Source organism: Streptomyces niveiscabiei (assembly GCF_001419795.1).
GTDB lineage: Bacteria > Actinomycetota > Actinomycetes > Streptomycetales > Streptomycetaceae > Streptomyces > Streptomyces niveiscabiei.
In genome coordinates this window covers 1-14,473 of sequence record NZ_LIRL01000457.1, presented here as the reverse complement: position 1 = coordinate 14,473, position 14,473 = coordinate 1, and the positions used below count along the sequence as shown (strand labels likewise).

Genomic DNA, 14,473 nt, shown 5'->3' with positions numbered 1-14,473 from the left:
GGTCAGGCCCGCTCCCCCGGCCCCCGCGTACTGGCGTGCCGCGCGGGGGCCGGGGGAGCGGGCCTGACCAGCGGCTCCGCCGCGACCTCCGCCGCCGAGACGGCCGTACGCGCCGCGAAGGGATGCGTACGGGGGACGGCGAGCCTCTGCGGATGCCGGGAGAAGACCGGCCCGAGGACGAGGTCCGCCTCCCGCACGGGCAGCAGCACGACGGCCGCGTCCACGACGCCGGAGCGTACCGCCCCGAAGGGGTCGGACAGCGGCAGCTCCACGAGCTCGACGGCGCCCAACTCCCGTACGACACCGGCGAGTTCGGCATCCACCGCGCCCTGGAAGCCGAGCCTCGGCGCGGCGCCGCGCGCGTCCTCGACGGCGGCCACGAGGTCCTCGTACGCCGGACGGGCCCGCGCGAGGAACCGCGCGCCCAGCGGCGTCAGGGCCACCCGGCGGCTCGTACGGCTGACCAGCCGGCCGCCGATCCGGCGCTCCAGCGAGCGCAGGAGCTGGCTGACGCGGGCCTGAGAGACATACAGCCGCTCGCCTGTACGCCCGAAGTGCAGCTCCTCCGCGAGGACCAGGAAGCACTCCAACTCCCGCAGATCGGGGGCGGATCGATAAGTCACGCTCATGGAAGGGTGAGAACTCCGCCGTTGTTCCCGCGGGGGCCCGGCGCGAAAAGTGGAGGCATGTCCTCCCTGGAACCCCGGACCTCCGCCGGCCCCCGCCCTGTCACCGACTCCCGCTCCCCAGCGGCCCCTTGGCCCGGCGTCTTCGCGCTCGCCGCCGCCACGTTCTCCGTCGTCACCACCGAGATGCTCCCCGTCGGCCTCCTCACGTCCCTCGGCGACTCCCTGGGCGTCTCGACGGGTACGGCGGGCCTCGCCGTCACCCTCCCCGGACTGGTCGCGGCCGTCTCCGCGCCCCTCCTCCCGGTCGTCGCCCGCCGCGCGGACCGGCGGCACGTCCTGACCGCCCTGCTGCTCCTCCTCGCCGCCGCCGACCTGCTCTCGGCCCTCGCCCCCGACCTGGCCGTCCTGCTCGCCGCCCGGGCGCTGGTCGGGGTCTGCATCGGCGGGGTGTGGGCGGTCGCGGCGGGCCTCCCGGCGCGGCTGATACCCGAGAGGTACGCCGGACGGGCCACGGCCCTGGTCTTCTCCGGCATCGCCGTCGCCTCGGTGATCGGCGTCCCCGCGGGCACCTTCCTCGGCTCCCTCGCCGACTGGCGCTGGTCCTTCGCGGCGCTCGCGGTGCTGGCGGTCGCCGTGGCGGCGGCCCTGCACATCACCCTCCCCCTCCTTCCGGCGGAGGCACCGGTACGCCTCACGGTCTTCCCCGAACTCCTCAGGGACGCCCGCCTCAGGCGGGGCCTCACCGCCGTAGCCCTCCTGGTGACCGGACACTTCGCGGCGTACACGTACGTCCGTCCCGTACTGGAACGCGTCGACGGCCTCACCGCGAGCGCCGTCGGCGTACTACTCCTGGGGTACGGGGTGACAGGCGTCGTCGGCACCTTCGCGATCGGCGCGCGAGCGAGCGCGAACCCCGGCCGGACCCTCGTCCTCGTCGCGTCGTCCCTGGGTACCACGGTCGCACTACTCGCCCCCGCCGACGCCTCCCTGCCCCTCACCGCCGCCCTCCTCACCCTCTGGGGGCTCCTCTACGGCGGCGTCTCGGTCTCGGCCCAGACCTGGCTGACGTCAGCGGTACCCCACGCGAGGGAAGCGGCGTCGGCCCTGTTCGCGGGGGTCTTCAACTCGGCGATCGCCCTGGGCGCGTTCACGGGAGGCCGCACAGCGGACGCGTACGGCCCGACAGCGGTCCTCTGCCTGGGCGCCGCCCTCGCCCTCCTCGCGGCACCGGTCATCGCGGCGACGCAACGCCGCGATGACCGGCGCCGGGCACGACCGTAAGGCGAGACGCCCCCCCGCCCCAGCGCAGCGCCTACGCGCTCAGCTCCTCCGCCACCAGCTCCGCGATCTGCACCGCGTTCAGCGCAGCGCCCTTGCGCAGGTTGTCGTTGGAGACGAACAGGGCGAGACCGTTCTCCACGGTCTCGTCCCGCCGCACCCGGCCCACGTAGGAGGGGTCCTGCCCGGCGGCCTGGAGCGGCGTGGGGATGTCCGTCACGACGACGCCCGGCGCCGAGGACAGCAGTTCGAGGGCGCGCTCGGGGGTGATCGGCCGCGAGAAGCTCGCGTTGATCTGGAGGGAGTGGCCGGTGAAGACGGGCACCCGGACACACGTACCGGAGACCTTCAGCGCGGGGATCTCCAGGATCTTCCGCGACTCGTTGCGCAGCTTCTTCTCCTCGTCCGTCTCGTTCGCCCCGTCGTCGACGAGGTTCCCGGCGAGGGGGAGGACGTTGAAGGCGATGGGCCGCTTGTAGACGCCGGGTTCGGGGAAGGAGACCGCGCCGCCGTCGTGCGTGAGCTTCTCCGCGTCGTCGACCACCTTCCGTACCTGGTCGGCGAGTTCGGCGACCCCGGAGAGCCCGGAGCCGGACACGGCCTGGTAGGTCGTGGCGACGAGGGTTTCGAGCCCCGCCTCGGCGTGCAGCACCTTCAGCACCGGCATCGCGGCCATGGTCGTGCAGTTGGGGTTGGCGATGATCCCCTTGGGCCGCGCGGCGATCGCGTGCGGGTTGACCTCGGAGACGACGAGCGGCACCTCGGGGTCCATCCGCCACGCGGACGAGTTGTCGATGACGACGGCGCCCTGGGAGGCGACCTTCTCGGCGAGGGCCTTGGAGGTCGACCCGCCCGCGGAGAACAGCACGATGTCCAGCCCGGAGTAGTCGGCGCTCGCCGCGTCCTCCACGGTCACCCCGTCCAGCACGGACCCGGCGGAACGAGCCGACGCGAACAACCGCAGCTCGGTCACCGGGAACGCGCGCTCCGTGAGGATCCTGCGCATGACCGTCCCGACCTGCCCGGTGGCTCCGACGATTCCGACCCTCACGGCGACTCCCTGTAGCTGTACCTGATGTGTCTGCGGCGTTTCCATCATGCGGCCCACCCCGGTCCACCTGTCCAATTCTTTGCCGACGACACCAGGACCGGCCACGCGGGAGGGCTCCAGAACTCCGGCCGTACCCGTTTTGAGCTGGAGATATTCGCCCCCAGCCCCTTACCCGCCGCAATCCGTTCCGCACCGGCCCCCGAATGTGACCTACACCCCACGAACGTTTCGCCCCCGTCGCGCGTCGTAGAGGAAACGCCGACGGGGAGGGGTGTCCGTGCTGCGCAGAACGACGCGCCGCGACCGGAAGGGGGAGGACCCCCTGGACGCGGCCCAGGAACGCCGGGTCCGCGCGATCCTCGCCCTCGGCGGGGTGCCGCAGACGGACCTGCCGGACGGGGTGCAGCAGGTCCGCCTCCGGCTCCTGGAACGCGCGGCGAAGGGGTACGAGGCCCCGCGCGACGTCTCCGCGTGGGCGGCGGTCGTCGCCTCCAACCTGGCGATGGACTGGCACCGCGCGCGGCGCCGCCAGGACCGCCTGGGCGAACGCCTGGCCTCGCTGCGCCAGTCGGCCCAGCCGTCCGGCGAGGAGACGAGCGTGCTGTCCCTGGCGGTCGCCCGGGGCCTGGACCAACTCCCGGACCCCCAGCGCCAGGTGGTGATCCTCCGCTTCTACGCCGACCTCCCCGTCGCGTCGATCGCGGACCAACTCGGCGTTCCCGAGGGCACGGTGAAGAGCCGCCTGCACACAGCGGTCAAGGCCCTGCGGGCCCGGCTGCACGAGGACGAGGTGGTGTGAGATGGCGGAGCAAGACGACGTGTACGAGGACGACGCCGCCCTCCTGGCCGCGATCACCGGCGCATCGGCCCCGGATACCCCCGAACTGCGCGCGGCACGCGAGGACATCGCCGTACTCCGTACCCACCTCGCGCTGATCGCGCGGGAGTTGGACCCGCCCGCACCGGTCGTCCAGCTCGCCCCGCAGCGGAACCGGCGGCTCAGGGTCGCGCTGGTCGGTGTCGCGGCGGCGGGTGCCCTGACCCTGTTCGGCGGAGGGCTCGCGCTTCTCGGCGCGAACGGGAACTCCGCGGCGGACAAAGCGACTTCCTCGGCGGCGGACGAAGGGGCGAGGGCGGGCTCCCGGCCCGGCCCCGCGTACCTGGCGTGCGCCGCGACGGTCGTCACGGGCACCGTCACCGCCGTGGAGGGAACCGAGGTCACGCTCAAGGTGACGCGCGCCTACAAGCCGACGCCGGGCCCGACCGCCGTCACCTTCACGACAGACACCCCCCTCACCCGGGGCACCCCCGTCCTGGCCGTCCTCTCCCCGGGCTCCACGACGCCCGACGACCTCTTCGTCGGAAACCAGGAGATCGCCGCCGAACTCCCCACCCTCACCCGGGCGTTGCGGGAGTCCGGCTCCTGCCTGCCCTGACCGCACGGGAAAGGGCGGGCGCCCCCCGGCACCCGCCCTCTCTCCCATGGGTTACTGCTCAGCCGTGGCTGTCCTGGCCGTCCCAGACCCAGCTGCCGGTGTAGTCGCCGGGGCCCTTCGGCTTCGGCGGCGTCTGCTTCGTGACGACGGGCAGGTCGAGGTCGTCGGCCGCGGTGACGCGCTGGCTCTGCGCGGACGCGCCGTGCTGGACGGTGAGGGCCAGCGGGAGCGCGAAAGCCGCGGCGGCGGCCAGGGCGGTCACGGAGATACGGACGGCTCGACCGGTGATTCGTGTCATTCTCTGCCTCTGCAATTCATCGTTCCGGTGGATGGTCGGCGAGGTGCCGGCGCCTCCGGGCGGCGAGCGTGTGCCTGACACGATCATTGCCGGACAGCCTTGCCACTGTCATGTCCATTCGCTGGCCTCAGGAGGCCATGGCAGTCTCATGCCAGTCAGGTCACGCATGGACCACACATGGATCACCCGTGATCACGCGACCCGCCCGCCCCGCGGTTCCCCGTACAGATAACGGTCCGGACGGCAGTCGCCCAGCTCCCAGTCCGGCAGCAGGCCCGGCACGCGCAGCCAGTCCGCCCAGCCGTCCCGCGCCCGGTCCAGCGCCTCGTCCAGGCTGCCCGCCTCCACGAACGTCATCCCGACCAGCCGCCGCCCCCACCGCGCGAGCGACACATGGGCGATGCCCGGCTGCGGGGCGGTTCTCGTGGTCTCGGCCACGGCGTGCAGCCGCTGGTCGCTGGGCATAGCGACGGGCGCCGACGGGAGGAGAACGACCTTGACTGCGTACACGGGGCGACCTTAGGCACCGGAAGCACGCAGATCGGTACGAGAACGCTGTCAGCCCCCGGTCATGGCAGGGAGCGGCCAGCAACCAAAAGACGCTTCACAGCCAACCCCGCCGTACTGCCTCCGCCCCCGCCTGGAACCGGCTCTGTACCCCCAACCGCCGTTGCAGATCAGCCGTGTTGCGCCGCACCGTCCGCAGCGAGACGCCCATCTTGCGGGCGATGCCCTCGTCCGTCAGGCCCGCCGCCAGCATCTTCAGCAGGGCGGCCTCGCGGTCCGTGGGGGCGTCCGGGGGTGCGTCCTGGGGGGCCGAGCCCAGGGGGACCGCGTTCTCCCAGACCATGTCGAACAGTTCCTCCAGCGCCCGCACCATCCCCGGGTAGCGGATCAGGAGGGCGCCCTTGCGGCTGTCGTCGATGTCGATGGGGATCACGGCGGTCGTGTGGTCGGAGAGGATCATCCGCATCGGCAGGGCCGGAACCGTACGGGTCTCGCCGCCGCGCGAGGCGAGCCAGTTCGCGTACTCCACGGTCGGCTGGTCGTTGCGGACGCTGTCCAGGTACACCGTCCGCATCCGCACACCCCGGCTCAGGTGCTGCTCGTCCAACGGCCGCCCGGCCTCCAGCGCCGCCGCGCTCAGCGCGCCGCCCGGCACGAAGGTCCGGACGTCGATACGTGCCTGATGAGCCAACTCCATCAGCCGCACCCGCACCGCGTCGACGCCCTCAAGACGCTCCACCCCGCTGTCCACGCGGTGCGCCGCCATGTTCGCGTAGTCCGAGGTCAGCGCGGCCAGCGCGGCGCGTTCCTGGGACAGCCGGGCGCGCTGCTCGTCCAGCTCGGCCTCCCTGCGCTGGAGCAGCGGCGAGAGGACGATTTCCGGACTCACGGGAACGAACTGGTGGCCCGCGGCCTCGTGCAGCAGGGAGAGTTGGGTCAGCCGGTCGAGCGCTGCGCGTACGTCCGCCTCCGCGAGACCCGTCTCGCGGGCGATGTCCTCCAGGGTCCAGGAGGGGTGCAGCAGCAAAGACCGGTAGACGTCGTGGGTCGACTGGTCGATGCCGATGGTCTCCAGCATGGTTCCCCCTGCGAAGGCCGTCGCGCGGCCGAGATCTGTCGTTGGCATGTGACTGGGGCTGACGGTATCCGATCCCTCTTTTCGCCGTATCCGCGTTCGATTCACCCGGCGTGACCTCTTGGCATCTCCCGGCCATGGCCGCGTGGTGCCACAACCGAACCCCCCTCCCACGCGTACACCCGGCCTAATCTCGTGATCGCCGGGTGGTGCTCCCTCGGGGGAGGGCATCACCCGGCACACCGGACACCGGCCGGCGCCGTCACGGGGGTGGGCGTCGGCCGGAAAGCGGAAAGGGTGGGAGCTCTTGGGGGAGCGCCCACCCTTTCACTTACGGCGAGGCGGGTGGCTTTTGTCTTTTAGGGGCGCGGGGCTGTGTTGAATTTGCGGCTACCGCCGCGTGGGCGCGACAAGCCACGAAGCACCCGCAGCCGACACACAGCCCCCCTTGCCACCCCATTAGTCGCTAACCCACGACCTTCTCGATGACGACGGTCCCAACCCCCGCCGCGGTCCCCCGAGCGTTCACCAACCGCACCTCGCCGAAGAACTCGCGTCCCTCGGGCCCGGCGGCCTTCACGAGGACGTTGCCGGAGATGGTCGCGGTGCCACCGCTCGGGATGGACACGGCGGCCCCGGAGTCCACGGAGACGGACCCGAGCGCGGACGAGAAGTACACGTCCTTGTACTGGAACGTGGTGGTCCCGGCGGGCACGCTGTACCCGTCGACGACGATCGTGTACGTCCCGGCGGCGGGCGAGACGAGGCTCACCGACTCCTCGGAGTCCCCGTCGGCGGACTTGCCGACCTCGACACCGTCCCGGTAGACGACCAGGTCGAGATCCGCAGCCGCGTCGGACACGCCCCCGATGGACACGTCGAACCGCTCGACTCCGGCCGGAACCACGACAGTCGACGTCTGCGAAGCACCGTGCGCGATGGTCGGCGTGGCCAGCTTCGCGGACCCCAGCGACCCGCCCTCCAGCTTCGCGTTCAGCGGCGCGAAGTTGTTGGTGACGGCCCACTCGGCGGCGACCGGCGTCCCGACGCGAGCCTCGGGCACCGTACGCACGGCCGGCGAGAACTCCGTACCCAGCACCGACACATCGAGCGTGTACGGGTTGTCGAGGTAGGGCGAGGTACGACGCGACTCGACCTCGATCTCCCAGACCCCCGGCGTCGGGTTCGCGTAAGTCCGCAGATCCGGGCGGCAGTTGTTGGGCACGTCGGGGTTGTTGTAGTCGTTGTAGCAGTAGACGGTGGCCCCGTCCTCCATCAACACCCCGTACGGGTGCAGGGAGATGAACCGCGTCTGGCTCTTGTCCTTCAGCCCGCCGAGCGCGACCTCAAGGGTCTTGGCGCCCTGCGGCACGGTCACGAAGTACGAGTGACTCGAATTCCGCTGCACCGTGGCCGACTTGGAGAACGAGTACGAGGGAGCCGCGAGCGCCTTGGACACGACGACGGTGGAGAGGATCCGCTGATCCACGCCGACGGTCGCCTTGTCGTCGAGCTCGACGATCGCGCTGTGCACCCCGGCCGACTTGGCCTGGGCCCGCACCTTGACGGTGACCGGCGTGTTCAGCGGCAGGCTGACGGTCTTCCCGCCGAGCACCTTGAACGTACCGTCGTTGGTCCGCAGCGACACACTGTGCTTGACGGCCTTGGCGGGCCCGGAGGTCCGCGTCACGACGACGTCGTACGTCCGCTTCTCCCCGACCTTCAGACCGCCCTCGCGGTCATAGATCCCGGTACCGAAACCGGGCTCCTTCAGCGAGCCCGAAAGGGCCGTGCTGACCGGCGCCTTGACCGTGTAGTCGTGCGCGGTCGCACCCTTCTTGATCGCGTCCCACGCCTGCACGATCCGGATCAGCCCGGACCCCTGCACGTGCGCCGGAACGCCCTTGATCTCACGAGCCGTGCTGGTCAAGGCGGTGCGCAGCGTCAGCGGCGACAGGGCGATCTTCCGCTGCTTGGCGGCGGACAGCAACAGCGCGCTCGCCCCGGCGGCTTGGGGCGACGCCATCGACGTACCCTGCAACATCGCGTACCCGGGCGGCAGTTGGTACCCGGCCTCGGCGACCGGCGCACCCGGCGACCACGTCTGCATCGTGTTGACGGCCGCGCCCGGCGCGACGAGCGTCGGCACGAACCCGCCGTCCTCACGCGGACCGGCGGAGGAGAACGGCAGCATCGCGTACTTCTTGGTCACCTGGGACCCGTAGTTGGACGCCCAGGTCTCCTTGGAGATGGACGCCCCGACGCTGATGACCTTGTCGGCGAGGCCGGGGTCACCGATCGTGTTGGTGCCGGGGCCCTCGTTGCCGGCGGCGATGACGAGCTGCACGCCGTACTGGTCGATGAGGCGCGTGTAGAGTTGGGCGCGCGCGTTGTTGCCGTCGTTCAGCGGGGGCAGGCCGCCGATCGACATGTTCACGATGTCGACGCCGCGCTTGGTGACGAGGTCGATCATGCCCTCGGTGAGGGCGACGTTCGTGCAGCCGCCGGTCCACGTGCAGGCCCGCGAGGACACGATCTTCGCGCCCGGCGCGGCGCCGTTCATCCGGCCGCCGAACAGGGAGTTGGCGGCGGTGATCCCGGCGACGTGCGTGCCGTGGCGGGACTCGACGACGCCGATGCTGACGTAGTCGGACTTGTCGCCGGCGCCGTTGAAGACGACGTCCTTGCGGATCTCGACGACGAACGGGATGCGCTCGGCGATCGCGGTCTTCGGGTCGTCGACACCGAAGTACCCGATCTGGAAACCGTCCTTGTACGGCTTCAGCGGCGTCTCGTCCGTGAAGTCGCCGTCGTTGTCGAGGTCGACGCGGACGGTACCGGCGGCGGCGTCGTACAGCACGCCCCACACGTCGGTCTTGTCGCCGTCGCGGTTCAAGTCCCCTGCCATGTCGCCGCCGTTGGTGGCGGACTCGGCGAAGGTCTGGAACCGGAAGCTTCCGGCGGGCGCCTTCCAGGAACGGCCGGCGGCGGTGAACTCGGGCCCGGACACAGCGGAGTTCATCCGCAGCCAGGTCCCGTCGCGGTCGACCACGGGGTCGGTCGCGGTGACCCAGTCGACGATCTTCCGCTCACCGGTCGTGGTCTTCTGGAGCGCCGGGTGGCCGAGGTCGACGCCGGAGTCCAGGACGCCGATGGTGACGCCGCGGCCGTCGTACGTGGGGTGGTCCTCGACGAAGGACACCGCGCCCGTCTCGAAGGACGGGTTGTACGGGTTGACGGCGGGCGTCTTCTTGCCGGGGGCGGGGTAACTCCCGCTCTTGGAGGCCTCTTTGGAGCCGCTCGGCGTCGGGTCGTCGAGGGCGATCTCCTGGCGGAGGTCGATCGCCTGCACGGACGTCAGCTTCGACGCGGCGGCGATGGCCGCATCGGCCTTGCCGGTGGGGACAGTTGCGCGGACGTACCCCAGCGCGTCGTCCTTGCGGCCGACGAACCCGCCGTCCAGACCGTCGAGTTGCTTCGCGACCTGCGCGGTCCCGCCCGGCGTGGTCGCGACCATCATCGTGACGGTCTTGTCGCCCTCCGCCTTCGCGTCCGTCAGCGCCGCCGCGTCGTCCTGGCCGAGCTTGTCGCCGCCCGCGGACTTGGGGGCCACGGTGGAGTGCTGGTCGCCGGCGAACGCCAGCGGCACGGGACCTGCGGCCGACAGCGCGGCCACGAGCCCCGCTGCGACGGCTATTCGGACCGTCCGTCTGTGGGGGGTGTGGATCATGGGCATCCCTAGCTCAAGTCAGAAGTGATCCCGGATGATCGCCCAGCTTTACTTACTGGACGGTTATTTGGGGAGAGTTGGCCGGGAGGTGGTGGATGTATGGGGAAAACCCGCGATGGACTTTGGTGAGCAGGCGCCTATTTCAGGACAAAGAGACTCTTGCTACGAGGGAGCTGTGACCACCCTGTGAGAAGAACCCGAAGGACGGCCGCGTACGCGGTGATCGTCGAGAACGACCGCATCCTCCTGACCCGCTTCCGCGAACCCGGCGGCACCGGCGTGTGGATCATGCCCGGCGGGGGAGTGGAACACGGCGAGGACCCGTACGACGCGGTGGCCCGCGAACTGGACGAGGAGACCGGGTACGAGGTGGAGGTGACCGCCCTCCTGGGCGTCGTCTCCCGCCGCCTCCCGCTCCCGCGCCGGGGCCTGCGCCTCCCCGCCGACCACCACGGCATGGCCCTGGTCTACGAAGCGAAGGTCACCGGCGGCGAGTTGCGCTCCGAACAGGACGGCTCGACGGACCTCGCGGCCTGGCACGACCTCGACACCCTGCCGGACCTCCGGAAGGGCGACATGGTCGACAAGTGCGTACGCCTCTGGCGCGAACGCCCGGCGACCGGGCACCTTGGCTGAAAGCCGCTCAACCCCCCGGAACAGGGACAACTCCCCCTGATCCAAGGGCGTCCCTCCCCCTGACCGCATGATCACGAGCAGGGGGAAACCCATGAAGACACTCCGTACGACGGTGCTGGCGGCCACGGCCCTCACGGCGACGGCCGCCCTCGCCGCACCGGCGCTGGCCGCAGCGCCGACGTCGCACGAGCCGACCAGGAAGGCCGTCGAGGGCCTCGTCCAGGAGGGCGTACCCGGCGTCACGCTGACCGCGCGGCAGCACGGCGCCACCTGGTCCACGACGGCCGGAGTCGGCAACCTCCGTACCGGCAAGCCGCGTTCGACCGGCGACCACTACCGCGTCGGCAGCATCACCAAGACCTTCGTCGCGACCGTCCTGCTCCAACTGGAGGCCGAGGGCAGGCTGTCGCTCGACGACACGGTCGAGAAGTGGCTGCCGGGGGTCGTGCACGGGAACGGCCACGACGGCAGCCGTATCACGCTGCGCCAACTCCTCAACCACACCAGCGGAATCTACAACTACACGGAGGACAGGCAGCTCCAGCTCGACTACTTCCTGAAGGACGGGTTCTACAAGAACCGCTTCACGCCCCGCTCGCCGTCCTATGCCGTGGATATCGCCATGTCCCACGCGCCGAACTTCGAACCCGGCACCGACTGGAAGTACTCCAACACGAATTACGTCCTGGCGGGAATGGTCATCGAAAAGGCGACCGGCCGCCCCTACGGCCAGGAAGTCCGCACCCGCATCCTCAACCCCCTCCACCTCAAGGAGACTTCGGTCCCCGGCAACTCCGTCACCCTGCCGCGCCCGGCCTCCCGCGCGTACGGCAAGCTCGCGGAGACCGCCGATGGACCGACGTACGACGTCACCGAACTCAACCCCTCCCTCGCGGGCGCGGCGGGCGAGATGATCTCCACCTCCGCCGACCTGACCCGCTTCTACAGCGCCCTCCTCCAGGGCAAGATCCTGCCCCCGGCCCAGCTCAAGGAGATGAAGACGGTCAACTCCACCTCCGGCTACGGCCTCGGCATCGCGGAGGCCACCCTCTCCTGCGGCGTCACCGTCTGGGGCCACGACGGCGGCATCCACGGCTCCAGCTCCGTCGCCCTCACGACAGCGGACGGCAAGCACTCGGTCGCCTTCAACCTGAACGCGGACTGGACGGGCGACGTCGTGCCGGTCATCGAAGCGGAATTCTGCGGAAACCCCGCACCGGGCGCAAGCCGTTCGAGTGAATCCGACCTCGCCGTCATCCAGGATCTCGCGAAATAAAACATCCAGTTCATCCGCCGGAAATATCCGTACCGCCTGATATCGGCTAACCCGCACCAACACGGGGATGGCTTGATACATGTGCAAGGCGGGTGAGCGCGAATGCTCCGTGTGCTGTCTGTCTACGAGGGTTTCTTCTCCGGGGGAGCCCGGATCGTCCACAGCGACGTGGTGCTGGGCCTGAGCGAAGGGGGCCAGCACCACCGGGTCCTCAGCATGCATTCCGAGGTCCACCGCGAGGCGACCCGGCAGCGCATGGAGAACGACACGTGCTATCGCCGGCTGACGGCTGCGGGGGTGCCGGTGAGCGCGCTCGGGCGGGTGTTCTCCGGCGGTGTTCAAGCCACCTTCACCGGCGCGGAGTTGGCCGATACGGCGCGGGCGATGGCCGAAGCGGACGTCATCCTCTCCCTGAAGGAACAGCCGCTGGCCCTCCTGAACCAAGCCGGCCTCCCCCGCCGCCCCGTCGTCGTCGGCCTGCACCGCTCCGACCCCGAGAACCAGTCTCTGGATCAGTTGCTGACCGGCATCGCCGACGGCAAGGTCGCGGCGGCGGTCTGCTGCGCGGAGTCGACCCGCGCGGCGTACGAGGCCGCCGGGGTGCCGGCTGACCTGCTGGCGGTGATCCCCAACGGCGTCGACCTCATCCGCTTCCGCCCCGACGCGGCTCGGCGGCTGTCCGTCCGCACGGAACTGGGCATCTCCGAGTCGGCCCCCGTCGTCATCTTCGCCGCCCGCTACGACGGCATGAAGAACGTCCCGCTGTTCCTGCGGGCGGCGGCGGAATGGCTGTCCAGGGAGCCCCAGGGGCACGTCCTGATGTGCGGGGCCGGAATGAGCGCCGAGAACGCCGGGCTCCTTGCGGACATGGCCGCTGCGGGCCTCGGCGGCGCCGGGGTCCACCTGCTCGGCGTGCGCCGCGACATGGAGATGCTGTACGCCGCCTCGGACGTCGTGGCGCTCACCTCCGCGTGGGGCGAGGCCGCGCCCCTCTGCCTCATCGAAGGCATGATGTGCGGCGCGGTCCCGGTCACCACGGACGTCGGCGACAGCGCGTCCATCGTCGCGGGCCACGGCCTGGTGACCCCCTTCGACCCCGACGCGATCGCCTCCGCCTGGTCAGAGGCGGTCGCGGCGAGAGCAGAGCTGGGCTCCGCCCTCGCCGGGAGCCGTGAGCGGTTCAGCAGGACACGGATGATCGCGTCGTACGCGGCACTGCTGGACCGGGTGAGCGGTCGGGCTACGCGGAGGTCTCGCGCAGGTGCGTGAGGAAGGGGGACCAGGAGGCGGGGGAGAGGAGGAGGGCGGAGCCGTGGGGGCGCTTGGAGTCGCGAACGCCGATGTTGGGGTGCAAGGCGGCGACTTCAACGCAGTTCTGACCCGTGCCGTCGCTGTAGGAAGACTTGAACCAGGCGGACTCGGGGGCGAGTTCGGGTGCTGTGTAGCGCGCGTACATGAGTTAGAGCTCTCGTTCCATTCGGTGAAGAAAACCGGGAGTGTCCTCGGGAGGTAGCGCCGATGCTGTCATGGCGTCGAACCGGCGGAGGAACCGGTCGACTTCACGTCGCTTGTCCGAGGTGTGCGTGGCACCCCAGGCACTGTCGATCTGCACCCTGGCCGGAAGGTTGTCGCCGAGGTCGAGGATTGCGAAGTCGTTGGTCGAGCGGTACCCCGACCGGAACGGCAGTACCTGAACGGTGACATGGTCCCAGCCTGACACCTCCTCGATCTTCTCGTACTGCTCACGCATCACATTGGCACCCCCTACCGGGTACCTCAGTGCGGCTTCGCCGAGGATCACGCGAAGCTTCACCGGGTCCTCCCGGGTGAGGACTTCCTGCCGCCGCATCCGCAACTCCACGTTGGTGCGGATGAACTCCGAGGTGTGCTCCTCGACCGGCTTGTGGGATTCGAGAAGCGCCAGCGCGTAGCGCTCGGTCTGGAGGAGTCCGTACACCAGGGACGGGTGGTACGCCCGCATGCTGCGCGCCTCCGGCTCCAGTCCCACGAAGGCCGGCATTCCCGTAGGCATCAGTCCCCGGAACTGCGTCAGCCAATCCTGTTGGTTCGTCTCCTTGTTGAGGCCGATCAGCGCGTCGATGACATAGGGATCGGTGACCCCGTACTTCTCCAACAGCCTGCGCAGATCACCGACGTTACGGAAGTTCAGCTCACCCGCCTCGATGCGCAGGAGCGACGCTTCAGAGAGCTTCAGCCCGGAGACCGCCTGCTTCCGCGTGAACCCACCACCCCGCTCTCCGAGTCCGCAGCCCTCCCTCAAAGCCCGTAGCTGTAGTCCGAGTTCGAGCCTCTGACCTGTGCGTCCGCGCTTGGCAGCCATGTGCACCTCTCTGTGCCTATGTGCGTACGGCCGGTGTCCGTGTGCAGAGTCTGGCACCCGCTGTGCGAGCCCCGCAGCTACTTGTGCAGATCGAGGCATATTCCACTTCTAGCTTCACTGAAATTTCTGCGGAGTTTCGATTGCAGCTCGAATAGAGGTCCCGCCACCGTGGACTCACAGCCGCACTCGACCGGAACGGACCCCACATGACCACCC

Annotated in this window: 14 protein-coding genes; 6 read left to right on the top strand and 8 right to left on the bottom strand. The window is 70.1% G+C overall.

Annotated elements, in window-relative coordinates:
* Window positions 1-2: 2 nt before the first annotated feature.
* A complete protein-coding gene (locus AOK24_RS22265; protein ID WP_420876683.1) occupies window positions 3-623 on the bottom strand; it encodes a LysR family transcriptional regulator in 621 nt (206 codons plus the stop codon).
* A 63-nt stretch (window positions 624-686) separates the two neighbouring features.
* Here AOK24_RS22265 and AOK24_RS22260 point away from each other — a divergent pair, with 63 nt between their 5' ends.
* Entirely contained in the window at window positions 687-1,910 is a 1,224-nt protein-coding gene (locus tag AOK24_RS22260; RefSeq protein WP_055721831.1) for an MFS transporter, read from the top strand.
* 31 nt (window positions 1,911-1,941) lie between these two features.
* On the opposite strand, the gene AOK24_RS22255 is transcribed toward AOK24_RS22260, so the two are convergent.
* Window positions 1,942-2,958, bottom strand: coding sequence for an aspartate-semialdehyde dehydrogenase (locus tag AOK24_RS22255; RefSeq protein WP_055721830.1), 1,017 nt, complete (start codon window positions 2,956-2,958; stop codon window positions 1,942-1,944).
* 277 nt (window positions 2,959-3,235) lie between these two features.
* Between AOK24_RS22255 and AOK24_RS22250 the strand changes: the two genes are divergently transcribed.
* On the top strand, window positions 3,236-3,757 hold the full coding sequence (locus AOK24_RS22250; protein WP_055721835.1) for an RNA polymerase sigma factor: 522 nt from the start codon (window positions 3,236-3,238) through the stop codon (window positions 3,755-3,757).
* A 1-nt stretch (window position 3,758) separates the two neighbouring features.
* Complete coding sequence (locus AOK24_RS22245) at window positions 3,759-4,394, top strand: hypothetical protein (RefSeq protein WP_055721829.1); 636 nt, start codon at window positions 3,759-3,761, stop codon at window positions 4,392-4,394.
* 58 nt (window positions 4,395-4,452) lie between these two features.
* Here the strand turns inward: AOK24_RS22245 and AOK24_RS22240 are convergent, their stop codons facing one another.
* The 4 genes from AOK24_RS22240 to AOK24_RS22225 form a co-directional block, all read right to left on the bottom strand.
* Complete coding sequence (locus tag AOK24_RS22240) at window positions 4,453-4,692, bottom strand: hypothetical protein (RefSeq protein ID WP_133258200.1); 240 nt, start codon at window positions 4,690-4,692, stop codon at window positions 4,453-4,455.
* A gap of 192 nt (window positions 4,693-4,884) precedes the next feature.
* The gene (locus AOK24_RS22235; protein ID WP_055721827.1) at window positions 4,885-5,202 is read right to left on the bottom strand and encodes a hypothetical protein; all 318 of its coding nucleotides are present in this window, start codon (window positions 5,200-5,202) and stop codon (window positions 4,885-4,887) included.
* A 94-nt stretch (window positions 5,203-5,296) separates the two neighbouring features.
* On the bottom strand, window positions 5,297-6,325 hold the full coding sequence (locus AOK24_RS22230) for a helix-turn-helix domain-containing protein (RefSeq protein ID WP_240554060.1): 1,029 nt from the start codon (window positions 6,323-6,325) through the stop codon (window positions 5,297-5,299).
* A 415-nt stretch (window positions 6,326-6,740) separates the two neighbouring features.
* On the bottom strand, window positions 6,741-10,004 hold the full coding sequence (locus tag AOK24_RS22225; protein ID WP_055721834.1) for a S8 family serine peptidase: 3,264 nt from the start codon (window positions 10,002-10,004) through the stop codon (window positions 6,741-6,743).
* A 186-nt stretch (window positions 10,005-10,190) separates the two neighbouring features.
* Here AOK24_RS22225 and AOK24_RS22220 point away from each other — a divergent pair, with 186 nt between their 5' ends.
* The 3 genes from AOK24_RS22220 to AOK24_RS22210 all read left to right on the top strand — a co-directional run bounded on the left by AOK24_RS22220 (window position 10,191) and on the right by AOK24_RS22210 (window position 13,185).
* Window positions 10,191-10,640 carry an NUDIX domain-containing protein gene (locus AOK24_RS22220; protein ID WP_055721825.1) on the top strand — a complete coding sequence of 150 codons (450 nt, stop codon included), beginning with the start codon at window positions 10,191-10,193 and terminating at the stop codon, window positions 10,638-10,640.
* Window positions 10,641-10,731: 91 nt separating this feature from the next.
* Window positions 10,732-11,916: a serine hydrolase domain-containing protein gene (locus AOK24_RS22215; RefSeq protein WP_055721824.1), complete on the top strand. Its 1,185-nt coding sequence runs from the start codon at window positions 10,732-10,734 to the stop codon at window positions 11,914-11,916.
* A gap of 111 nt (window positions 11,917-12,027) precedes the next feature.
* Window positions 12,028-13,185 (top strand): glycosyltransferase, encoded by a 1,158-nt coding sequence (locus AOK24_RS22210; protein ID WP_055721833.1) that lies wholly within the window; start codon window positions 12,028-12,030, stop codon window positions 13,183-13,185.
* Here AOK24_RS22210 and AOK24_RS22205 read toward each other — a convergent pair.
* Together AOK24_RS22205 and AOK24_RS22200 are read right to left on the bottom strand one after the other, a co-directional pair.
* On the bottom strand, window positions 13,157-13,372 hold the full coding sequence (locus AOK24_RS22205) for a DUF397 domain-containing protein (RefSeq protein ID WP_055721823.1): 216 nt from the start codon (window positions 13,370-13,372) through the stop codon (window positions 13,157-13,159). The genes AOK24_RS22210 and AOK24_RS22205 overlap by 29 nt on opposite strands.
* A gap of 3 nt (window positions 13,373-13,375) precedes the next feature.
* Window positions 13,376-14,257 (bottom strand): helix-turn-helix domain-containing protein, encoded by an 882-nt coding sequence (locus AOK24_RS22200; RefSeq protein WP_055721822.1) that lies wholly within the window; start codon window positions 14,255-14,257, stop codon window positions 13,376-13,378.
* Between the last annotated feature and the right edge of the window lie 216 nt (window positions 14,258-14,473).